The organism is Streptomyces sp. NBC_01384 (assembly GCF_045040035.1).
Classification (GTDB): Bacteria; Actinomycetota; Actinomycetes; order Streptomycetales; family Streptomycetaceae; genus Streptomyces.
Map to the genome: position 1 here is coordinate 4,780,106 of NZ_CP109559.1, position 19,748 is coordinate 4,799,853.

A 19,748-nucleotide genomic window follows, 5' to 3' on the forward strand; every position below is an offset into this window, starting at 1 on the left:
AGTGGGCCGCCGTGACCGGACCGTACGGCCGAGCTGAGGTGGCGCGGGCTGCCATCGGTTCAGCTTCCCTGTCGTGGCGTGCTGGTGCCGGAGTGGACGGGGCACGGTCGGGGAGGCCGCCTACCGCGCGCTCAAACACCTCGGCGTCGGGTCGGGCCAGAGCTCAGCGCGCCCCGTGCGTGGTCAGTGCTGTGCCGGGACGCCCAGGTCGTCGAGAAGCCCGCGGACGCGGCGCTCGATGTCGTCGCGGATGGGGCGGACGTCGTCGACGGACTGGCCGGCGGGGTCGTCCAGAGTCCATTCGAGGTATCGCTTGCCGGGGAAGACGGGGCAGGCGTCGCCGCAGCCCATGCTGACGACGACGTCGGCGGCGCGGACGATCTCGTCGGTCCAGGGCTTGGTGAACTCGCGGGAGATGTCGATGCCGCGCTCGCTCATCGCTGCGATGGCGGCCGGGTTGACCTCGTTGCCGGGTTCGGATCCGCCCGACCAGGCGACGGCGCCCTCGCCGGCGAGGTGCTGGAAGAAGCCCATGGCCATCTGGCTGCGTCCGGCGTTGTGGACGCAGAGGAAGAGCACGACGGGCTTGCCGTCGGCGTGGTGGCCCTCGACCTTGGCCAGGGCGCGCAGGCGCTGGCGGGCGAAGCGTTCGGCCATGAGCGGGAGGAAGTTGGGGATGGTGCTGCGGCCGGCGAACTGGTCGTAGCTGATGTGCAGGAACCGCTCGATGGTCTCCTGGCCGAAGACGCCGTCGAACTCGCGGGTGAGGTGGGTGGCGGCGGTACGCAGGGCGAGTTGCTGGTCGATGCTCAGGTTGCGGTGCGGGACGGGCGCGGTCTCAGTCATCGCTGCCTCCAGGAGGGCGGACGGCGGGAGCCAGCCGGTCGACCCGGTCGGCGAGATCACTCAGGGCGTCGGCGAAGGCGTCGTCGGTGCCGGTGCGGGTGGGGTCAGGGACCGACCAGTGCAGGCGGTCAGGGACCCGGGGGCCGAGCTGTTCGTGAGCGTTGTCGCAGACGGCGACCACCAGGTCGTCCGGGCGCAGCGTCTCGTCGATGTGAGAGGTACGGGCATGGGCCAGGGACAGGCCGTGTTTGCGTGCGGTCGCGACGGCACGGGGGTGGACGCGTTGGGCGGGCTGGGTTCCCGCCGAGGCGACAGGCACGGTGCTGTGGCGCTTCCAGAGAGCCGCGGCGAGGTGGGAGCGGGCGGAGTTGTGGGTGCAGACGAACACCACGCGGGGTGCCGTACGCAGGGGTGTCGGCATGGTGTCGGCCAGGGCCTGCACGCGTAGGCGCAGGTAGGTGCGCCGTCGGTCTCCTTCGGAGCGGGACCGCTCGATCAGGCCGATCTGTTCGAGCAGTTTGAGGTGGTGGGCCAGGAGGTTGCTGGGCAGGCCCAGCTCCTGGCCGAGTTCGCCGGGTGAGGCGTCGCCCAGCAGCAGCCGGTCGATGATCGCCAGGCGCGCGGGTTCCCCCAGTGCCGCGTGCCGTTGTGCTCGCGCCACGACCGATGCAGACCACTCAACGTTCATTGACTCAATTTTCGTTGAGCCAATCCTGCGTGTCAATACAGGGCGCGAGGGTCGGGACACCCGCCGACCACAGAGCGGCGGCCAGGACGGCGACGTGCAGAGCGAACCCCAGGTGAACAACTGCCTGCCTCCGTCTTCGGACCGCGGGAGAACACGCAGCCGCCGTTTATCGTGGGCGGATGGCTATCTCTACTCCTGGCGAGGCTGCGGAGGCGGTGGTGGATCAGCCGGGAACGTGCAGCCCCTCTCTGTCCTGCATGCTGATCGACCGTGAGGAAGCCGAGCGGCTGGCCGCCATGCTGAAGGCCATCGCGGACCCGACCCGGCTGCAGCTGCTGCGTCTCATCGAACGCGCCCCCGAGGGCGAGGCGTGCGTGTGCGACCTGACCGAATGCCTCGGCCTGCGGCAGCCGACCGTCAGCCATCACCTGAAGGTGATGACGGACGCCGGGCTGCTCAACCGTGAGCGGCGCGGGACCTGGGCCTGGTACTCCGTCGACCACGACGGGCTGCGCCGCATACGGGAGATACTGCAGCCGGTGGGTGAGCCGGAGGCCGAGACCGCAGCCGCCTGAGCACCGTCGCCGCTCTCAGGGCGTCTGGACCATGCGGCGCTGGACGTCGAGGTGGTGCTCGTTCATCCATGCCTGCGCCGCGACCTGGACGGCATCCCACGGGGAGCCCAGGGGCGGGGTGTAGGAGAGGTCGAGTTCGCTGAGGCCGTCGACCGGCATGCCGTGGAAGAGCGCGGTGGCGTACGTGTCCACGCGCTTGGAGATCTCCGCACCTCGGCGTCCGACGAGCTGGGCGCCGAGGAGGAGGCCGCTTGCGGTGTCGCCGGTGACGCGGATCGAGATCGGCGTGGCGCCGGGGTAGTACGCCTTGTGGTCGTCGGGACGGCTCGCGGTGGTCGCCGGTGTCCAGCCCCGCCCGGCGGCTGCGGCTTCGTGGTCGCGCAGGCCGGTGCGGGCGGCGACGAGGTCGAAGACCTTGACCACCTGGGTGCCGAGGCTGCCGGCGAACCAGCGGTGGCCGCCGAGCGCGTTCTCGCCGGCGATGCGGCCCTGCTTGTGGGCGGTCGTCCCCAGCGGGAGCCAGGTCCTGCCGAGGAGGCGGTGGTGGGTGACCACGCAGTCCCCGGCCGCGTACACGTCGGGCAGTGAGGTGCGCATGTACTCGTCGACCTCGATCGCGCCCTTCACTCCGAGCTTGGCTCCGGCGTCGGCGGCGAGGGCGGTGTCGGGGCGTACGCCGACGACGACCAGGACGAGGTCGGTGACCTGGGTGAAGGTCTTGCCATCCGGTCCGGTGGCCTGGACGAGGAGCTGGTTGTCGCCCGGGCCGCGGCTGACGGCGGAGACCTGGGTGCCGGTGAGGACCTCGACGCCGTGGGTGGTGAGTTCGGCGTGGACGAGGGCGCCGAGTTCCGCGTCGACGGTGGGCAGGACCTCGGGCAGAGCCTCGATCTGGGTGACGTGGATACCGCGCGTGGTGAGGGCTTCGGCCATCTCCAGGCCGATGTAGCCGGCGCCGACGACGACAGCCGCCTTCGGGGCGCGGGCGGCGAGGGACTGCATCACGGCGAAGGTGTCGCCCATGCTGTGCAGCAGATGCACGCCATCGGCCGGTCCGAGCGCGTCCGGTCCGCTCAGCCCCTCGATGGGCGGGCGGGCACTGACTGCTCCGGTGCCCACGATCAGCGCGTCGTAGGGCAGTTCGCCGATCCAGCCGCCCGCGCCGCGCACCATCAGCCGTCGGCCGGTGACGTCGATGGCGGTGGCGAGGGTGTCGGTGCGGACCTGCATGCCGGTGGCCTTGAGGTCGTCGAGGGTGCGGTGGGCGAGGTCGCTCCAGTGGCCGACCTCGCCAGAGACGTAGTAGGGGATGCCGCAGATGGAGAAGTTCGGGTAGGCGTCGGCCACCACCACGGTGACCTCGCTGTCGGGATCCAGCTCGCGGGCGCGCAGGGCCGCGCTGATGCCGGCGTCACTGCCGCCGATGGCGACGATGCGCTTGCTGGCCACCGGGATACCTCCGTCGGAGATCGGAGAAGAGAGGGGCTCGGTGGGGGCGCTGCGTGCGCCCCCACCGGTGACGCGTATCAGGCGAGGTGGTCGGCGAGTTCGCGTTCCAGGGCGGCCTTCGGCTTGGCCCCGACGATGGTCTGGATGACCTCGCCGCCGTCGTAGAGGTGCAGCGTCGGGATGGACATGACGCCGTAACGGGCGGCGATGGCCGGGTTCTCGTCGATGTTCAGCTTGACGATCTCGATCTTGTCGCCGCGCTCGGCGGCGATCGCCTCCAGCGAGGGGGAGAGCTGGCGGCACGGGCCGCACCAGGCGGCCCAGAAGTCGACCAGGACCGGCTTGTCGCTGTCCAGGACGTCCTGCTCGAAGGAGTCCTCGGTGACGTTCTTGAGAGCCATGACGTTGCTCCAGCTGGTCAGACGGCGGCCGTGGCGGGCTCACCCGCGACGTCGGCGTCGCTGAGGGCGGCGAGGTACCGCTCGGCGTCCAGGGCTGCCGCGCAGCCGGAACCCGCGGCGGTGATCGCCTGGCGGTAGGTGTGGTCGACCACGTCACCGGCGCCGAAGACGCCTGGGATGTTCGTACGCGTGGAGGGGGAGGCGACCTTGAGGTAGCCCTCACCGTCCAACTCCAGCTGACCGGTGACCAGGTCGGTGCGCGGGTCGTGGCCGATGGCGACAAAAAGCCCGGTGGCCGCGAGCTCGGAGGTCTCGCCGGTGACGGTGTCGCGCAAGGTGAGTCCGGCGAGCTTGCCGCCGTCCTCGTGGACTGCGGCGACCTCGCTGTTCCAGGCGAAGGAGATCTTCGGGTCGGCGAAGGCGCGGTCCTGCATGGCCTTGGAGGCCCGCAAGGCGTCGCGCCGGTGGACGATCGTCACGGACTTGGCGAAGCGGGAGAGGAAGGTGGCTTCCTCCAGCGCGGTGTCGCCGCCGCCGACGACCACGATGTCGTGCTCGCGGAAGAAGAAGCCGTCGCAGGTCGCGCAGTACGACACGCCACGGCCGGACAGTTCGTCCTCGCCCGGCAGGCCCAGCTTGCGGTGCTGCGAGCCGGTCGCCACGATGACGGCCTTCGCCCGGTGGACCGTACCCGCGCTGTCGGTGACGGTCTTGACGGGGCCGGTGAGGTCGGCCTCGACGATGTCGTCGGGGACGAGCTCGGCGCCGAAGCGTTCGGCCTGGGCCCGCATGTTGTCCATGAGGTCCGGGCCCATGATGCCGTCGCGGAAGCCGGGGAAGTTCTCGACCTCGGTCGTCTGCACCAGCGCGCCGCCGGCCGTGACCGCGCCCTCGAAGACCAGCGGCTTCAGCGAGGCGCGGGCGGTGTACAGAGCGGCGGTGTAGCCGGCGGGGCCGGAGCCGATGATGATGACGTTGCGTATGTCCGTCGCCGTGCTCATGCCTGGGGCTCCGGCGCGATCTCCTTGATCAGGCCTTCGATCAGCACCTTGATCTCGTCCCGGATCGGACGTACGGCCTCGACGCCCTGGCCCGCCGGGTCCTCCAGCTCCCAGTCCAGGTACCGCTTGCCGGGGAAGACGGGGCAGGTGTCGCCGCAGCCCATGGTGATGCAGACGTCCGACTCCTTCACCGCGTCCACGGTGAGCATCTTCGGGACCTCGGCGGAGATGTCGATGCCGACCTCGGCCATGGCCTCGACGGCGGCCGGGTTGACGTTGTCGCCCGGGTTGGAGCCGGCGGAGCGGACCTCGACACGGTCCCCGGCCAGGTGGGTCAGCCACGCGGCGGCCATCTGGGAACGGCCGGCGTTGTGGACACAGACGAACAGCACGGAGGGCTTGTCGGACATCAGGTGGTCTCTCTTGTCTCACGACGACATCAGGCGCGAATGACATCAGCACCCGGTGGTGTCAGCCACCACTGATGTGACAGTATCAGTGCATGCTGATGTCAGTCGACGCTGATCTGATCCGGGTTCTGGCCGACCCGCTCCGCCTCCAGATCGTCACCCTGCTCGCCAAGGAGACCCTCTGCAGCACGCACCTGATCGAGGAGACCGGCGCCAAGCAGACCAACCTCTCCAACCACCTGAGAGTGCTGCGCGAGGCCGGGATCGTCGAGACGGAGCCGTGTGGACGGTGGACCTACTACAAGCTGCGCCCCGACGTCATCGCTCAGCTCGCGGGCCAGTTCGCCGACCTGGCCGAGTCCGCCCGCACCGCCGCCGACAACAAGCGGTCCTGCCCCTGATCCCCGTCGCTTGAGGCGACTGTTCCAAGGAGTGTTTGTTGACCGCCACCCACGAGTCCGCAGCGGGGCCCGTCGTCTCCGCCGGCGAGCCGCAGCCCGCGCCGGGTGCCACCCCGCCCCGTACGCCCCTGGTCGCCAAGGCGGCCGCCGAGCTGGTCGGCACCGCCGCCCTGGTTGCGGTGGTGGTGGGCTCCGGCATTCAGGCCACCGAGCTGTCCCAGGACGTGGGCGTGCAGTTGCTGGCCAACTCGCTGGCCACGGTCTTCGGGCTCGGCGTCCTGATCACCCTGCTCGGCCCGGTCTCCGGCGCACACTTCAACCCTGCGGTCACTCTGGCCGAGTGGTGGACGGCCCGGCGCGGCGGGGCGGGAGTCACCGCACGCGAGGCGGCGGTGTACGTCCCGGCGCAGATCGTCGGCGCGATAGCGGGCGCCGTGCTCGCGGACGCGATGTTCGGTGAGCCGCTGGTGAAGTGGTCCACGCATGACCGCTCGGCAGGTCACCTGCTGCTGGGCGAGGTGGTGGCGACGGCCGGTCTGATCCTGCTGATCTTCGGCCTGGCCCGCACCGACCGGCTGCGCTTCGCGCCGGTGGCCGTCGCCTCCTACATCGGTGCGGCCTACTGGTTCACCTCGTCGACGTCCTTCGCCAACCCGGCGGTGACGATCGGGCGCGCCTTCACCGATACCTTCGCGGGCATCGCGCCGGGTTCGGTCGCCGGGTTCATCGGGATGCAGCTCGTCGGTGCCGTGGTGGGGCTGGCGCTGGTGGCGCTCATCTTCCTGCCCGGCCGGGGCGAGGCCGAGCAGCCCGCCGAATGACGCGGACGACCCAGGTCGTCGTGATCGGCGGCGGCCAGGCCGGGCTCGCCGCCGGGTACCACCTGCGCCGTCTGGGCATCGAGTTCGTCATCCTCGACGCCCAGGCCGCACCGGGCGGCGCGTGGCAGTACACGTGGGACTCGCTGCACCTGTTCTCCCCGGCCGCGTTCTCCTCGCTGCCGGGGTGGCTGATGCCGGCGCAGGCGGGCGAGGAGTATCCGGACGCGGCGCACGTGGTGTCGTATCTGCGCGACTACGAGAAACGCTACGACCTGCCCGTCGAGCGACCGGTCCGCGTCGCGGGAGTGCACCGGGACGGTGAACTCCTGCGCGTCGACACCGACTCCGGGACCTGGCGCGCGCGGGCGGTCCTCAGCGCGACGGGCACCTGGTGGCGTCCTTTCCTTCCCGCCGTCCCGGGTCGAGGTGTCTTCGGCGGCATGCAGCTGCACACCGTGGAATACCGGCGGCCGCAGGACTTCGTGGGCCGCCGCGTGATCGTGGTCGGCGGCGGAAACTCAGGCGCGCAGATCGCCGCCGACCTCGCCTCTGAGACCGACCTGACATGGGTCACCCAGCGCCCGCCCCGCTTCCTGGCCGACGACATCGACGGCCGTGCCCTCTTCGATGCGGCCACCGCCCGCCGCCGCGCTCTCGACGCGGGCCGCTCCGATACCGGCGGTGTCGCCTCGCTCGGCGACATCGTGGCTGTCCCGCCCGTTCGCGATGCCCGCGACCGCGGACTGCTGAAAGCCGCCCCGATGTTCAGCCGCCTCACCCGCGGCGGCGTCGAGTGGGCGGACGGTACGTGCACCGAAGCCGACGCCGTCATCTGGTGCACCGGATTCCGCCCGGCGCTCTCCCACCTCGCCCCGCTCCAACTCCGCGGCCGGCGCGGCCACATCGCCACGACGGGTACACGCGCCGCGGACGAACCGCGCCTGCACCTGCTCGGCTACGGAGACTGGACCGGCCCCGCCTCCGCCACCCTCATCGGCGTCGGCCGCCCCGCCCGTGACGCGTCCCGCGAGATCGCGCAACTGGTGCGGGCATGAAGCCCGTTGACGGCACGGGCCGGACTGCTACGACAACGTGCCGACGACTGCCCGTACCCGCGCCGCGATGATCTCCGGCAGGGGCGCGTACTGAATGCCGAGAAGGACTCTCTGGCCCGCCTCGCCTGCGGTGTAGGCAAGGAACGACTTCAGCAATGGCAGAGTCGCGGGTTGGTTTCCCCTGTCGCACACGATCTCGTACGTGATCAGGACGATCGGGTAGGCACCCGCGTCCTTCGTGGAGTAGTCGAGCTGGAGGGTGATGTTCTTGCCCTTGCCGGTCACCTTGGCCGTGGCGATGCCGGCCGAAGCCGCCTTCGGAGTCGGGGCCACCGGCTCCAGCGCCCCCGTGGCGACTTTGACGGTGGGGATCCCGCGCGCGGTGGCGAACGACAGCTCGAAATAGCCGATCGCGCCGCTGGTGGTGTTCACCTCTGTGGCCACCCCGTCGGAACCCTTGGCCGAGTGACCGCCCCTGCCCTGCCAGGACTTCGCCGCGGGGTAAGGCCAGTGCTGCGGGGCTGCCCCCGCGAGATAGGCGCTGAAGTTCTGGGTGGTACCGGAGCCGTCGGACCGATGCACGGCCTGGATGACCAGGTCAGGCAGTTCGGTGCTGGGGTTCAACGCCTGTATGGCGGGGTCGTTCCACCTGGTGATGACAGAGTCGAAGATCCTGGCCAGGGTCGGGGCGTCGAGAACGAGGTCATTGACCCCCGGCAGGTTGTAGCCGACCGCGATGGGGCCGCCCACCATAGGCAGGTCAATGCCGTGGCCGCCCGGACAGGCACCGCGTGACTGCTTGACGTCGTCTGGCGACAGCGCGCCGTCGGTTCCCCCGAACGCGGTGGCGACCCGCAAGAACTGGGCGACGCCGGCGGTGGAACCCACCGGGTTGTAGGCGACCTGCGCCCCCGGGCACGCCCGCTGGTACTCCTTGATCCAGTACTTCATCGCGTTCTGCTGGGCAGTGGAACCGGAGCCCGGCAACTGGCCCTTCGCGCCACAGCCGATCCGCGGATCCGCCGATGCCCTGGGGGCAGCGGCGCTGATGCCACTGGGCGCGCCGGAATCGTCGATCCATATCCACAGCCCGCCCCCGACCGAGAGGGCGGCCGCCGCCATGGCCGCGCCGACCGGCACCCAGCGTGCGCGTCCCCTGCGTCGATGCTGCACCCGTACCCCCTTGGGACAGCGGGCAGGGGCAGCTCGGAGTCGACACCGCGTTCGGCGGTCGGCAGGGCCCCACCCGTCAGAACATAGATGCTTGCCTATGTATGGCCCGCGCTGGCGGCCTTCGAGCGAACGTCGGCTGACGTGTTCCTGTCGCGCGCGCGGCGCACGCGTGCCGTCCCCGGCGGGGTCAGCGAAGCGTGAGCATCTGTCCCATGGCTGCCACGACGGACGGCTCGACCTTGTAGTACACCCAGGTCCCGCGCCGCTCGGAGGTCAGCAGTCCCGCTTCCTTGAGCTTCTTCAGGTGATGGGACACGGTCGGTTGGGAGACACCGACGTCAGAGATGTCGCACACGCACGCCTCGCCGCCCTCGTGCGAGGCGACCAGCGAGAAGAGCCGAAGCCGGACCGGGTCACCGAGCGCCTTGAACATCGCGGCGGTCCGCTCGGCCTCCGCAGCACTCAGTGGCCGCTCGGTCAGCGGCGGGCAGCAGGGTGCCGTGACCTCCGGGACCTCGGGCTCCAGCAGCGGCAACACCTTCGTGTTCGACATATGTCTATGTTGACACATGTCGAACCAGGGCGACGAGGCCTTGCGAGGTACCGGTTCGGCCGCAGGTCACACGCTTGGCGGGCTGCTGGGCGATCCACTCTCCGCCCCGCACGACACCGCCCGGGAAGCGCGAGGGCGGGCTGCGCTGCCACCCCGGCCCGACGCGTGCGAGCCCGGGGCGGTAGTTGATCCATGATGCAAATTCGACGTGTGTCTATGTTGACGCTTGTCGATACAGGTGCCATGCTGGCCGCGCAAGACATCGACAAACGTCGAAGCAAAGGGGAACCTCGTGAACGCACCAGCCACCGACCAGCTGCCCGTCGTGGTCGTCGGAGCCGGCCCGATCGGTCTGGCCGCCGCCGCCCACCTCGTCGAACGCGGCCTCGAACCGCTCGTCCTGGAGGCAGGGCCCGCTGCGGGCGCGGCGGTCCGTGACTGGTCGCACGTGCGGCTGTTCTCCACCTGGGCCGAGGTTGTCGACCCCGCCGCCGAGAAGCTGCTTGCCCCCACCGGCTGGGTCCGCCCCGACGGCGCCGCCTACCCGACCGGCGGTGACTGGGCCGAGCAGTACCTCCAGCCCCTCGCCGACGCCCTCGGCGACAAGGTCCGCTACGGCGCCACCGTGACCGGCGTCGCCCGCGCCGGCCGCGACCGCGTCGTCGACTCCGGACGCGACGAGCAGCCCTTCACCGTGCACATCGCGACCGCCGACGGCCGCGAGGAGCGCATCACTGCCCGCGCCGTCATCGACGCCTCCGGCACCTGGTCCGTGCCCAGCCCCATCGGCGCGGACGGCCTGCCCGCCCTGGGCGAGAAGTCGGCCGTCGGCCGCATCTCCTACCGCGTCCCGGACCTCAAGGACCCGGCCGTACGTGACCGTTACGCGGGTAGGCGCACCGCCGTGGTCGGCTCCGGAGCCTCCGCCTTCACCGCTCTGGCCTACCTGGCGGACCTGGCGAAGGAAGAGAACGGCACGCATGCGGTGTGGATCCTGCGCCGCGGCATCGGCGCCGGCACGTACGGCGGTGGCGAGGCCGACGAGCTGCCCGCCCGCGGCGCTCTGGGCCTGCGCGCCAAGGCCGCCGTCGAGGCCGGCCACGCATCCGCGGCGACCGGCTTCCGCACGGAGGCCGTCGAGCGCGACGCCGACGGTCACCTGGTCCTGATCGCGGAAGACGGCCGCCGCCTCGACCCGGTCGACGAGGTCATCGTCCTGACCGGCTTCCGCCCCGACCTGTCCTTCCTCTCCGAGCTCCGCCTCGGCCTCGACGAGCGCCTCCAGGCCCCGACCGCGCTCGCCCCGCTGATCGACCCCAACGTCCACTCCTGCGGCACGGTCTACCCGCACGGCGTCAACGAGCTCTCCCATCCGGAGAAGGACGTCTACCTGGTCGGCATGAAGTCCTACGGCCGCGCCCCCACGTTCCTGGCCATGACCGGCTACGAGCAGGTCCGCTCCATCGCCGCGGCACTCGCCGGAGACCGGGAGGCCGCCGAGCGCGTCGAGCTGACCCTGCCGGAGACCGGAGTCTGTGGCGGCGCGGGCCTGTTCGACGACCCCGACGCCGCGCAGAGCAGCGAAGGTGGTGGCTGCTGCGCCGCACCCGCCACCCTCCAGATCGGCATCGGCGCCCCGGTCTCGTCCGGCGGCTGCTGACCCACCACCCCACCCATCACCAGCAGGAGGCTCGCCATGTCCCGTGTACAGCTCGCCCTCCGCGTCCCCGATCTCGCCGCGTCCATCGCCTTCTACACCAAGCTGTTCGGCACCGAGCCCGCCAAACTCCGCGACGGCTACGCCAACTTCGCCATCACCGAGCCCCCGCTCAAGCTCGTCCTCGTCGAAGGCAAGGAAGGGGACGACACGCGTATGGACCACCTCGGCGTCGAGGTCGAGACGGCCGAGGCCGTGCATGCCGCCACCGTCCGGCTCGCCGAAGCCGGGCTGGCCACCGTCGAGGAGAACGACACCACCTGCTGCTACGCCCTCCAGGACAAGGTCTGGGTCCACGGCCCGGGACAGGAACCCTGGGAGGTCTACGTCGTCAAGGCCGACGCCGAGTCCCTGGCAAAGCAGCAGGGCAGCGCCTGCTGCACGGGCCCGAGCGAGGCCGCGCCGGAGGAGTCGACGGCCTCAGCGGCAGGCTGCTGCTGATCGTTGATGACCAACCTTCAGACCAGCGGGGCCGCGACCGGAGCCGGGGACCGGTCGCGGCCCCGCGCCGCTCTGCCCGCCCTGTGCGTCACGCAGATCACCAGCTGGGGCATCGTCTACTACGCGTTCCCTGTTCTCCTCCCGCACCTGACAGCGGACACCGGCTGGTCGAGGGGCGCCGCGACCGCAGCGTTCTCCGCCGCCCTGCTCACTTCGGCCGTTGCGGGTATACCGGTCGGTCGCATCCTTGACCGGCGAGGACCTCGCGCCGTCATGACCACCGGTTCGCTGCTCGCGGCCGCGTCCGTCCTGATCATCGCCGTAGCCCCCAACTTCTACGTCTTCGCGGCGGCTTGGCTCATGGCCGGCGCATCCATGGCGGCCACGTTCTACCAGCCTGCCTTCGCCGCACTCACGCGCTGGTGGGGACCCGACTGCATCCGCGCCCTGACCATCGTCACCCTCGCCGGCGGCCTGGCCAGCACCGTGTTCGCCCCGATCACCGCCCTGCTTGCCGACCATCTCAGCTGGCGCACCACCTACGGCGTGCTCGCGATCGTCCTCGCAGCAGTCACCATTCCGGCCCACGCCCTGGCTCTGAAAGCCCCCTGGCCGCCCGCACCGTCCCCAACAGCGCCCCCCAGCCGAACGCCGATCGCCCGCAGCAGCCCCTTCCTGCTGCTCACACTGGCCTTCACCTGTTCCGGATTCGCCATGTACGCGGTTGTCTTCGGCATGGTTCCCCTGATGATCGAGCGCGGCGCAGATCCGGCAACGGCCGCCTGGGCACTGGGACTCGGCGGAGCCGGACAGACCCTGGGCCGCACCCTCTACGCCGCCCTCGCCCGCACGACCGGCGTCACCACCCGCACAGCCATCCTCATCACAGCAGGCGGAGTCACCACGACCGCCCTGGCCCTCGTGCACGGCCCCATCCCGCTGCTGATCCTGCTGGCTGTTCTCGCCGGAGTCGTACGCGGCAATCTCACCCTGCTCCAGGCCACCGCCGTCAGTGACCGCTGGGGAACATCGCACTACGGGAAGCTCTCCGGGCTCCTCAGCGCCCCGGCCACCGTGGCCGCGGCCCTCGCCCCCTGGGCCGGCGCAACCCTGGCCGGCCCTCTCGGCGGCTACGACGGGCTGTTCCTCGTCCTTGCTGTGCTTTCTGCCGCAGCCGCTGTGCTGGCACTCGCCTCAGGTCAGACCGCTCGTCGACCCGACGTGCAGTGAATCCGCCGGGCTCTCACGAGCGCCCGTGAGCCGTTCTGCCCTGCCGCCCCACCAGACACCTCGGCGGGACAGAACGCTCTTGTAGAAGGGCGCTGAACTTATTGCGGATGATGGATGGTTGAGAGGCTCTCCCTTCCCGCCAGGGTTTCCTTTCGGTACCTGCCCCTGGCCCACCGCTCTACCTGTCTCAGCGGATTCCCCTGTACACAAGCCAGCCATCGGACGGACCGGCATCAGGTATCTGCCTTCAGACCGCCTGCCCGCGTCACTGGCCCCTGGGGACAACCAGCGTTCAGGCGCGGAGGCATGTTCATGTGCGCACCCGCCGTCGCCTTATGCCCAGATCCTGTCTCATCCGGCACCCCAGCCCCAGAAAACCCATGAGAGAGCCGAGCACAGCCGTGGCCTGTGCCTGATGAGGCACACGTCCCATACCTCCCTACCTGTTCGCCTTCCCCTCAAAAACAGGCGCGGGATCGCCAGGCCTACCCCACCGACGCGCAACTCGACGGTGTTTCCTCGCGCGCCATTTCCTTCGAGACAGGACCCGACACAACAGGCAGGCCGGAAAAAATACCCGGAAAGTCCACCTCTGACACCGACCGGATATAAAGAAACACAGGAAAGGTAACCACAGCCCGCAATGAGCAAATGAAAGCGGAACAGCGAAACGTTACGCCGCAACAAGAAGTACCACAGGGGAAAATTCCAACCTTTTCGAGCACTCTCGAACTCGGCCGACAAAGGTAATTGATCTCGTCGCCAGTTCGAGTGAATTACCCCTTGCGGAGAGGGTTACCGATGCCCTGTCATAGATACGGTTCACCAATGATTGAGGACCTTCCGTGGGAAGAGTTTGCCGGTGACCCGGACACGCACATCGAGAAGCTCGAAGAGAAAGAGGACGGCCTGCAGAAGGACCTCTACAAGGTGCGTCAGGAGCTGCGCCTGATGCGCCAGATCAAGAGGCACAAGGACACCGCGGAGGATTGGAGGCGCCACGGCATCCCCGACCAGCGGCAGTCGGCGGATGACGACGAAGACAACGACATGACGGTGCCCAACGCTCAAGGCCAGACCCGCAAGGACCGCATCCGCGAGCTGATGCGCCAGGACCCCCAGCGACACTGGAAGGCAGGCTCCATGGCGGAAGCCCTGGGCGTGCCCACCAAGTCGAAGAGTGTCCGCGTGACGATGGACGAGCTCATGCGGGCCGGGGAACTCGTGAAGCACCCGGGTTCGAATTACCAGCACGCGACCGGCGTCCGGCCGGCACCGTAGAACAGAACCGAACACCCAACACTTACGCACAAAAGGAAGGCCGCCACCTGGAATTTCTTCCATGGTGGCGGCCTGCAGCGACGAACCTCCCGAGAACCTTCCAAAGTGCCGGATCAGTTCGTGCCACGCTGTATTTTACGGACGGCCTCGCGCCGCCGGTAGCGCGTTGCGAAATATGGTCCTGCCCTTCGCCCGAAGGGATGACCCCTTTGTGTTCAGTCTCGAACAGCCCTTCCTTCGGCCTTCACGGCCACCGACGTCACACTTCTCGCCCCGGCCACAGGTCCGCTTCCAGGGCCTTTTCCAGGTTGGCGATGGTGAGCAAGTCGGGCCAGGCCTCGCCGGCCAGCGCCTTGGCAATGGTGTAACGGGCAACACCGCTGCGCCGGGACACTTCGGCCACCGACCAGCCCTTCTTCTCGATCGCCGCCAGGAGCCTGGCGGCCAGCGCCTGGGCGACGCGCGCCCCGTGATGCTCCTCCATGACGGCCTCAGGCCACACACCGCTCGCGCAATAAGCGCGCGGCGGCAGTCGACGGGCATCTCCTTGGGGCATGAAGTGAAGTCTGACCCATCCGGTCCTCCCCGGTCGCGCGAGGCTGCTGCCACGAGTAGATGTTATTCGAATAGCACCCCACCTGCCGGGGTGCTGGTGTGGCGACATGTGATGAGTCAACGGATTGATTCCTATCGTCCGGCCGGCTCCCCCGCGGGGTGGAGCCGCGTCGGCGATGAAGTGCGCCGCGTGGTCCGTCTCGCCGACCCCCTCCTGCCGTACAAGGCACGTGAACTGCTCTCTGCGCTGTCCCAGTTGGCGCTGTTCTGCAACGGAGAGGGTCTGCCTGGGACCGCCGAGGTGTGGCTGTCCCGCGAGGCGATCGAGCGCTTCATCGCCGTCGGCTGCCCCAACGCGGGCGAGAGCACCCGGGGCAACTACCGGACCCGGCTCCTGCGGCTGCGCGAGGTCGTCGTGGGCGGCGAGTGCCGCACGGGCAGGCCCGCGAGACTGTCGGCTTCCGTCCCGAACCGGCCCTACAGCCGGACTGAGCTCGCGGACCTGTGGGGCTGGGCCGGCGGTCAGCACACCGAGGAGCTTCGTTGGGGCTGCAAGACCCTTCTGGCGCTCGGGCTCGGCGTCGGCCTCGACTCCCCGGAAGTCATCCGGGTGCGTGTCCACGACGTACGCAGAGCCACGGCTGCCGACGGTTCCGTAGTCGTGGCCACGCGCGGCAACCGGAAGCGCGACATTCTGTGCCGACGCCCTTGGGAAGGAGTCCTGGCGTCCGCCGCCGACCGCCTGACAACCCCAGGCGTCGCCCAGCACCTCTTCCGCCCCAACTGCCATAGCCGCGGCACCAACACCGTCACGAACTTCCTGGCCCGCGCTCAGCCGAGCCCGAACGCCCCGCGCCTGGTCATGGGGCGTCTCCGGTCGAACTGGCTGGTCGAACTCTTCGAAGAGCGGCTCCCGATCACCGTCATCGTGGCCGCTGCCGGGGTCGACACCCTCCACGGCCTGTCCCGCATCCTGCCGTTCCTGCCCGCCGTCACCGCCGAGGAAGCCGCCCGCCTGCTCAGGGGCGGCCAATGACCAAGATCCCGTCCCGCGCGCCCAGCGACCGGCACGAGCGCCTCCTGGACATGCGCGCCGAGCGCACACTCATCGATGACGACGCCGTCACGGCAGCGATCGAGGAGGTGGACAACAGCGGACTCATCCCGCTGCTCGAAGAGTTCGTCCACCTCCCACGCGGCCGCCACCGCACACTGCACCTCCGCAGCCTGCTGATCGGCCTCCACCTGTGCACCCAGGCAACCGGCGGCAAGATCGTGCTGGAACGCGTCACCGAGATCCTGTACTTCCGCACCACACCGCGCATGCGTGCCCTGCTCGACATACCTGAATACGAGGACCACGACCAGGGGTTCGAGGCGGCCTACGCCGTGGTCCGGCGGATCTTCCACGCAATGAAGGACGCCATGAACCCGTCCCCTCTGCCGTGCAACAAGAACCTCTCCCGCGCGGAAGCCCGAAGGTTCACAGCGGACGCCGACCCCGACGACCTCGCCGAACGCGAGCGGCGGCTCGCCCTGTTCACCGAGTTCATCCTGGACGCATCCGTGCGCCCCCTGCACAGCCTGCTGAGCGAGCTGGCTGAAGTGTCCCTAGGTATCGACGCCACCCCTATCCGCACCTTCTCCCGGGGCCGCGCCACGAAGGGGCCCGAGCTCGCCACAGACCCCGACGCCGGCTGGTACGTACGCGAAGGCGACCACCGAGACCCCGACACGCCGGTCACCGGCGCCCTGCGCCCACCCCCGCCGCCCGCCAAGAAGAGCCACGCCAAAGCTCCCCAACGCCAGAAGAAGACCTCACTCAAGAAGAAGTACCTGTTCGGCTACGACGCCCACCTGATCGTGACCCGGGATGCCGAGCACGACGTCGTCCTCCTCGACGACGGCACTCCAAACCCTGACGTCCTTCCGGTTCTGGTCCTCGGCGTCGCACTCGACAAGCCCGGCCAACGGCCCGCCTACAACGGCGTGAAGATCCTCAACCGCATGCAGGAGCGCGGCTACAAACCGGGCTACCTCGCAGGCGACCGCGCCTACAACAACTCCGAGCCCGACGAGTGGCAGCTCCCCATCCGGGCCATGGGCTACAAGCCCGTCTACGACTACCGGGCGGACCAACTCGGCAAGCAGGCCGAGACGGACGGCGCGATCCTCGTCGAGGGCCGCTGGTACTGCCCGTCCATGCCCGAACCCCTCATCACCGCCACCATCGACCTGCACGCAGAACGCATCGACCAGGAGACCTGGATCAAGCTGATCGCAGCCCGGCGCAGCTACCGCGTCATGCCCAAGGAGAACGCGGACGCCGACGGGTACCAGCGGATGATGTGCCCCGCCGAAGCAGGCAAGGCCCAGTGCCTCATCAAGCCGGACACCCTCGGCCACGGCATCCACATCCCCCTCATCGACCCCGAGCCCAGCCCCGCGGGCCCGCTCAAAATCTGCCGCCAGCGCACGATCACCGTCAGCCCCGAAGCTGGCGCCAAGCACTGGCAGTCCCTGGAGTACGGCAGCCCAGAGTGGCAGAAGATCTACTTCCGGCTCCGCAACAGCGTCGAGGGCTACAACGGCTACGCAAAGAATCCACTGGCTGAAGGCATCGAAGCAGCCGGCTCACGCCGCATCCGCGGCATCGCGGCCCAGACGATCCTCCTGGCCTTCCAACTCGCCCACGCCAACCGCCGCAAGATCAAGAGCTGGCTCGAGACGCTGGCGCTCGGCGGCGAGCGCCCCCGCCGCCGCACCCACCACCGGCGGAAGACCAAAGATCGCGGAGCCTGGACACCCACCGGCCACCTGATGCCGGCCGCCTGATCCGAGGGCCGGCGCCCCCAGCACCAACCGGAGAACAACCAGCACGAAAAGCAGGGCCCCGACCGTGAGATACCTCACCGCCGGGGCCCTGCCGCGTCACCGTCCGGGCCGGGGCCCGCCGCAACAACGAGAAACGGGCCCCACCAGGACTTTCGTCACTGGTGGAGACCCGTTTCGTCGGTTTCTCTTGGTGCGCGAGGGGGGAGTTGAACCCCCACGCCCTTGCGGGCACTGGAACCTGAATCCAGCGCGTCTGCCTATTCCGCCACCCGCGCATTGGGTGTGTCGTTGGTCTCTCACCAAGTAGTGCGAGCGCCTTCCGACATGCAGAAGATTAGCACGCTGCTCGGGGTGGAATCACATCCCTTTCCCACGGCCAGAGGCCCCGCCCCCCACGGCCAGGGGCCCCGCCTGCACCGCATGTCTCAGCCCTCACCGGTTCACGTATCAACCTCGTACCGGTCCAGCCCATCTCTCCAGGAGCAGGACGGGGTGCACAGTCAGGTGCGGGACACTGGTGTCGGGCCACCTCTACGATCCTTGGCAGGAGTAGTGCCGGGAGGAGTTCGAAGAGGAGCCCCGAAGGGAACTTCGGGAGGGGACTTCGGAAGCCGTCGACACCCGTCGACCAGGCCGACAGGGGGAACCAGCCGATTTCCCGACGCGTGGATACGATCAGTAAGCAGTACCAGCAGAACCAGGACGACAGCGGCGGGCCGTACGACGCGGCAGGCCGTACGCAGTACGACGTACACAGCAGGCAGTACCAGGACGGCTACGAAGGAGGAGGTGCCCCATGGGAGTCCTGAAGAAGTTCGAGCAGCGTCTCGAAGGTCTGGTCAACGGCACCTTCGCCAAGGTGTTCAAGTCCGAGGTCCAGCCCGTGGAGATCGCCGGAGCGCTGCAGCGCGAGTGCGACAACAACGCCACGATCTGGAACCGCGACCGGACCGTCGTACCCAATGACTTCATCGTGGAGCTGAGCGCGCCGGACTTCGAGCGCCTCAGCCCCTACTCCGGCCAGCTCGGCGACGAGCTCGCCGGCATGGTGCGCGACTACGCCAAGCAGCAGCGCTACAGCTTCATGGGCTCCATCAAGGTCCACCTGGAGAAGGCGGACGACCTCGACACCGGTCTGTACCGGGTGCGCAGCCGTACGCTCGCCTCCTCCACCGACCAGCAGGCCCCCGAGCGCGCCCCCGCGGGCCCCGCCCCGGCGGCCCCGCGCGGCGCCCAGGGCGGCTACGGATACCCGCCCACGGCCGCTCCCCCCATGCCGTCCGCGCCGCCCCCCGGCGCGCGCCCCGGCCCCTCACCCATGGGACAGCCGCCCATGGGACAGCCCATGGGACAGCGGCCCGGCGCGCCCACGGGCCCGGCGCCCGGCGGCCGGATGCGGCACTGGATCGAGATCAACGGCACCCGCCACCAGATCTCCCGCCCGACGCTGGTGCTGGGCCGCAGCACCGAAGCCGACGTGCGGATCGACGACCCCGGCGTATCCCGCCGGCACTGTGAGATCCGGACCGGAACGCCCTCGACGATCCAGGATCTCGGGTCCACCAACGGCATCGTGGTGGACGGGCAGCACACCACCCGCGCTACGCTCCGCGACGGCTCGCGGATCGTCGTGGGCAGCACCACCATCATTTACCGGCAAGCCGAAGGGTGAAGCGGGGGCAATGTCAGAGCTGACCCTCACGGTCATGCGGCTGGGTTTCCTGGCCGTACTGTGGCTGTTCGTGATCGTGGCCGTGCAGGTCATCCGTAGCGACCTGTTCGGAACGCGCGTCACACAGCGCGCCTCGCGCCGGGACGCCTCCAGGCCGCAGCAGGCCGCGCGCCAGGCCACCCCGCCGCCGCAGCGCCAGCAGGCGCCGCCCAGCAGCGGCGGCGGCCGGCAGCGCCGCGGCGCCCCCACCAAGCTGGTCGTCTCCGAGGGCACCCTCACCGGCACGACCGTCGCGCTGCAGGGACAGACCATCACGCTGGGCCGCGCGCACGACAGCACCATCGTGCTGGACGACGACTACGCGTCCAGCCGCCATGCCAGGATCTACCCGGACCGGGACGGCCAGTGGATCGTCGAGGACCTCGGCTCCACCAACGGCACGTATCTCGACCGGAGCCGACTGACGACTCCCACGCCCATTCCGCTGGGCGCGCCGATCCGCATCGGCAAGACCGTCATCGAGCTGCGGAAGTAGTGCTACGTCATGAATGAGCGCGAGCGGAGCGAGCACGCAGCGGCGGTCCACACAAAGGACCCCGGCGCGCTCCCGACCGGAGGGTGGGCACCGTGCGGATGTACCCGGA

At 69.5% G+C, this 19,748-nt stretch carries 22 protein-coding genes and 1 tRNA gene; 13 read left to right on the forward strand and 10 right to left on the reverse strand.

Annotated features, from left to right (window positions below):
• Positions 1 to 183: 183 nt before the first annotated feature.
• Together OG747_RS21885 and OG747_RS21890 are read right to left on the reverse strand one after the other, a co-directional pair.
• Positions 184 to 846 carry an arsenate reductase ArsC gene (locus tag OG747_RS21885; protein ID WP_405881036.1) on the reverse strand — a complete coding sequence of 221 codons (663 nt, stop codon included), beginning with the start codon at positions 844 to 846 and terminating at the stop codon, positions 184 to 186.
• Positions 839 to 1,507, reverse strand: a complete 669-nt coding sequence (locus tag OG747_RS21890; protein WP_405881037.1) for a helix-turn-helix domain-containing protein — start codon at positions 1,505 to 1,507, stop codon at positions 839 to 841. The genes OG747_RS21885 and OG747_RS21890 overlap by 8 nt, the downstream gene beginning before the upstream one ends.
• 206 nt (positions 1,508 to 1,713) lie before the next feature.
• On the opposite strand from OG747_RS21890, the gene OG747_RS21895 reads away from it, so the two are divergent.
• Positions 1,714 to 2,109 (forward strand): ArsR/SmtB family transcription factor, encoded by a 396-nt coding sequence (locus tag OG747_RS21895; RefSeq protein WP_405881038.1) that lies wholly within the window; start codon positions 1,714 to 1,716, stop codon positions 2,107 to 2,109.
• A gap of 15 nt (positions 2,110 to 2,124) precedes the next feature.
• On the opposite strand, the gene OG747_RS21900 is transcribed toward OG747_RS21895, so the two are convergent.
• From OG747_RS21900 to OG747_RS21915, 4 genes are all read right to left on the reverse strand, one after another.
• Positions 2,125 to 3,558 (reverse strand): FAD-dependent oxidoreductase, encoded by a 1,434-nt coding sequence (locus OG747_RS21900; protein WP_405881039.1) that lies wholly within the window; start codon positions 3,556 to 3,558, stop codon positions 2,125 to 2,127.
• A gap of 77 nt (positions 3,559 to 3,635) precedes the next feature.
• The gene (gene trxA, locus OG747_RS21905; protein ID WP_405881040.1) at positions 3,636 to 3,959 is read right to left on the reverse strand and encodes a thioredoxin; all 324 of its coding nucleotides are present in this window, start codon (positions 3,957 to 3,959) and stop codon (positions 3,636 to 3,638) included.
• A gap of 17 nt (positions 3,960 to 3,976) precedes the next feature.
• Entirely contained in the window at positions 3,977 to 4,960 is a 984-nt protein-coding gene (gene trxB / locus OG747_RS21910) for a thioredoxin-disulfide reductase (RefSeq protein ID WP_405881041.1), read from the reverse strand.
• Positions 4,957 to 5,370: an arsenate reductase ArsC gene (locus tag OG747_RS21915; protein WP_405881042.1), complete on the reverse strand. Its 414-nt coding sequence runs from the start codon at positions 5,368 to 5,370 to the stop codon at positions 4,957 to 4,959. Before OG747_RS21915 ends, trxB begins: the two co-directional genes overlap by 4 nt.
• Positions 5,371 to 5,462: 92 nt before the next feature.
• Between OG747_RS21915 and OG747_RS21920 the strand changes: the two genes are divergently transcribed.
• From OG747_RS21920 to OG747_RS21930, 3 genes are read left to right on the forward strand one after another with little or no spacing between them, the layout of a single operon-like run.
• A complete protein-coding gene (locus tag OG747_RS21920; protein WP_405881043.1) occupies positions 5,463 to 5,771 on the forward strand; it encodes an ArsR/SmtB family transcription factor in 309 nt (102 codons plus the stop codon).
• Positions 5,772 to 5,809: 38 nt separating this feature from the next.
• On the forward strand, positions 5,810 to 6,592 hold the full coding sequence (locus OG747_RS21925) for an aquaporin (protein ID WP_405881044.1): 783 nt from the start codon (positions 5,810 to 5,812) through the stop codon (positions 6,590 to 6,592).
• Entirely contained in the window at positions 6,589 to 7,647 is a 1,059-nt protein-coding gene (locus tag OG747_RS21930) for an ArsO family NAD(P)H-dependent flavin-containing monooxygenase (protein ID WP_405881045.1), read from the forward strand. Before OG747_RS21925 ends, OG747_RS21930 begins: the two co-directional genes overlap by 4 nt.
• 27 nt (positions 7,648 to 7,674) lie before the next feature.
• Here OG747_RS21930 and pstS read toward each other — a convergent pair whose 3' ends face one another.
• Positions 7,675 to 8,820: a phosphate ABC transporter substrate-binding protein PstS gene (pstS, locus tag OG747_RS21935; protein ID WP_405881046.1), complete on the reverse strand. Its 1,146-nt coding sequence runs from the start codon at positions 8,818 to 8,820 to the stop codon at positions 7,675 to 7,677.
• A 187-nt stretch (positions 8,821 to 9,007) separates the two neighbouring features.
• Positions 9,008 to 9,373, reverse strand: a complete 366-nt coding sequence (locus OG747_RS21940) for an ArsR/SmtB family transcription factor (RefSeq protein ID WP_405881047.1) — start codon at positions 9,371 to 9,373, stop codon at positions 9,008 to 9,010.
• Positions 9,374 to 9,665: 292 nt separating this feature from the next.
• Between OG747_RS21940 and OG747_RS21945 the strand changes: the two genes are divergently transcribed.
• The 4 genes from OG747_RS21945 (at position 9,666) to OG747_RS21960 (ending at position 14,042) form a co-directional block, all read left to right on the forward strand.
• The gene (locus tag OG747_RS21945) at positions 9,666 to 11,033 is read left to right on the forward strand and encodes an FAD-dependent oxidoreductase (protein WP_405881048.1); all 1,368 of its coding nucleotides are present in this window, start codon (positions 9,666 to 9,668) and stop codon (positions 11,031 to 11,033) included.
• Positions 11,034 to 11,069: 36 nt separating this feature from the next.
• Positions 11,070 to 11,531: an ArsI/CadI family heavy metal resistance metalloenzyme gene (locus tag OG747_RS21950; protein ID WP_405881049.1), complete on the forward strand. Its 462-nt coding sequence runs from the start codon at positions 11,070 to 11,072 to the stop codon at positions 11,529 to 11,531.
• A gap of 6 nt (positions 11,532 to 11,537) precedes the next feature.
• On the forward strand, positions 11,538 to 12,761 hold the full coding sequence (locus OG747_RS21955; protein ID WP_405881050.1) for an MFS transporter: 1,224 nt from the start codon (positions 11,538 to 11,540) through the stop codon (positions 12,759 to 12,761).
• A gap of 828 nt (positions 12,762 to 13,589) precedes the next feature.
• A complete protein-coding gene (locus OG747_RS21960) occupies positions 13,590 to 14,042 on the forward strand; it encodes a hypothetical protein (protein ID WP_405881051.1) in 453 nt (150 codons plus the stop codon).
• A 259-nt stretch (positions 14,043 to 14,301) separates the two neighbouring features.
• Here the strand turns inward: OG747_RS21960 and OG747_RS21965 are convergent, their stop codons facing one another.
• On the reverse strand, positions 14,302 to 14,526 hold the full coding sequence (locus OG747_RS21965; RefSeq protein WP_405881052.1) for a helix-turn-helix domain-containing protein: 225 nt from the start codon (positions 14,524 to 14,526) through the stop codon (positions 14,302 to 14,304).
• A gap of 261 nt (positions 14,527 to 14,787) precedes the next feature.
• Between OG747_RS21965 and OG747_RS21970 the strand changes: the two genes are divergently transcribed.
• Both OG747_RS21970 and OG747_RS21975 read left to right on the forward strand, forming a co-directional pair.
• The gene (locus tag OG747_RS21970; RefSeq protein ID WP_405881053.1) at positions 14,788 to 15,633 is read left to right on the forward strand and encodes a hypothetical protein; all 846 of its coding nucleotides are present in this window, start codon (positions 14,788 to 14,790) and stop codon (positions 15,631 to 15,633) included.
• Entirely contained in the window at positions 15,630 to 17,432 is a 1,803-nt protein-coding gene (locus OG747_RS21975) for a hypothetical protein (protein WP_405881054.1), read from the forward strand. The genes OG747_RS21970 and OG747_RS21975 overlap by 4 nt, the downstream gene beginning before the upstream one ends.
• A gap of 188 nt (positions 17,433 to 17,620) precedes the next feature.
• On the opposite strand, the gene OG747_RS21980 is transcribed toward OG747_RS21975, so the two are convergent.
• A tRNA-Leu gene (locus OG747_RS21980) sits at positions 17,621 to 17,707 on the reverse strand.
• Between the two features lie 390 nt (positions 17,708 to 18,097).
• Here OG747_RS21980 and OG747_RS21985 point away from each other — a divergent pair.
• Genes OG747_RS21985 through OG747_RS21995 form a run of 3 tightly spaced genes read left to right on the forward strand, consistent with a single transcriptional unit; the run spans position 18,098 to position 19,639 of the window.
• On the forward strand, positions 18,098 to 18,241 hold the full coding sequence (locus tag OG747_RS21985) for a hypothetical protein (RefSeq protein WP_405881055.1): 144 nt from the start codon (positions 18,098 to 18,100) through the stop codon (positions 18,239 to 18,241).
• Positions 18,229 to 19,104, forward strand: coding sequence for an FhaA domain-containing protein (locus OG747_RS21990; protein ID WP_405881056.1), 876 nt, complete (start codon positions 18,229 to 18,231; stop codon positions 19,102 to 19,104). Before OG747_RS21985 ends, OG747_RS21990 begins: the two co-directional genes overlap by 13 nt.
• A 10-nt stretch (positions 19,105 to 19,114) precedes the next feature.
• Positions 19,115 to 19,639, forward strand: a complete 525-nt coding sequence (locus OG747_RS21995) for an FHA domain-containing protein (protein WP_405881057.1) — start codon at positions 19,115 to 19,117, stop codon at positions 19,637 to 19,639.
• Positions 19,640 to 19,748 lie beyond the last annotated feature (109 nt).

What these genes read in the sequence shown, in the direction of transcription:
- trxA (WP_405881040.1), bottom strand. Translation starts at nt 3,959, where the DNA reads ATGGCTCTCAAGAACGTCACCGAGGACTCCTTCGAGCAGGACGTCCTG.
- OG747_RS21930 (WP_405881045.1), top strand. Translation starts at nt 6,589, where the DNA reads ATGACGCGGACGACCCAGGTCGTCGTGATCGGCGGCGGCCAGGCCGGG.
- OG747_RS21995 (WP_405881057.1), top strand. Translation starts at nt 19,115, where the DNA reads ATGTCAGAGCTGACCCTCACGGTCATGCGGCTGGGTTTCCTGGCCGTA.
- OG747_RS21920 (WP_405881043.1), top strand. Translation starts at nt 5,463, where the DNA reads ATGCTGATGTCAGTCGACGCTGATCTGATCCGGGTTCTGGCCGACCCG.
- OG747_RS21965 (WP_405881052.1), bottom strand. Translation starts at nt 14,526, where the DNA reads ATGGAGGAGCATCACGGGGCGCGCGTCGCCCAGGCGCTGGCCGCCAGG.
- trxB (WP_405881041.1), bottom strand. Translation starts at nt 4,960, where the DNA reads ATGAGCACGGCGACGGACATACGCAACGTCATCATCATCGGCTCCGGC.
- OG747_RS21975 (WP_405881054.1), top strand. Translation starts at nt 15,630, where the DNA reads ATGACCAAGATCCCGTCCCGCGCGCCCAGCGACCGGCACGAGCGCCTC.
- OG747_RS21895 (WP_405881038.1), top strand. Translation starts at nt 1,714, where the DNA reads ATGGCTATCTCTACTCCTGGCGAGGCTGCGGAGGCGGTGGTGGATCAG.
- OG747_RS21960 (WP_405881051.1), top strand. Translation starts at nt 13,590, where the DNA reads ATGATTGAGGACCTTCCGTGGGAAGAGTTTGCCGGTGACCCGGACACG.
- OG747_RS21885 (WP_405881036.1), bottom strand. Translation starts at nt 846, where the DNA reads ATGACTGAGACCGCGCCCGTCCCGCACCGCAACCTGAGCATCGACCAG.
- OG747_RS21940 (WP_405881047.1), bottom strand. Translation starts at nt 9,373, where the DNA reads ATGTCGAACACGAAGGTGTTGCCGCTGCTGGAGCCCGAGGTCCCGGAG.
- OG747_RS21990 (WP_405881056.1), top strand. Translation starts at nt 18,229, where the DNA reads ATGGGAGTCCTGAAGAAGTTCGAGCAGCGTCTCGAAGGTCTGGTCAAC.
- OG747_RS21950 (WP_405881049.1), top strand. Translation starts at nt 11,070, where the DNA reads ATGTCCCGTGTACAGCTCGCCCTCCGCGTCCCCGATCTCGCCGCGTCC.
- OG747_RS21915 (WP_405881042.1), bottom strand. Translation starts at nt 5,370, where the DNA reads ATGTCCGACAAGCCCTCCGTGCTGTTCGTCTGTGTCCACAACGCCGGC.
- OG747_RS21955 (WP_405881050.1), top strand. Translation starts at nt 11,538, where the DNA reads ATGACCAACCTTCAGACCAGCGGGGCCGCGACCGGAGCCGGGGACCGG.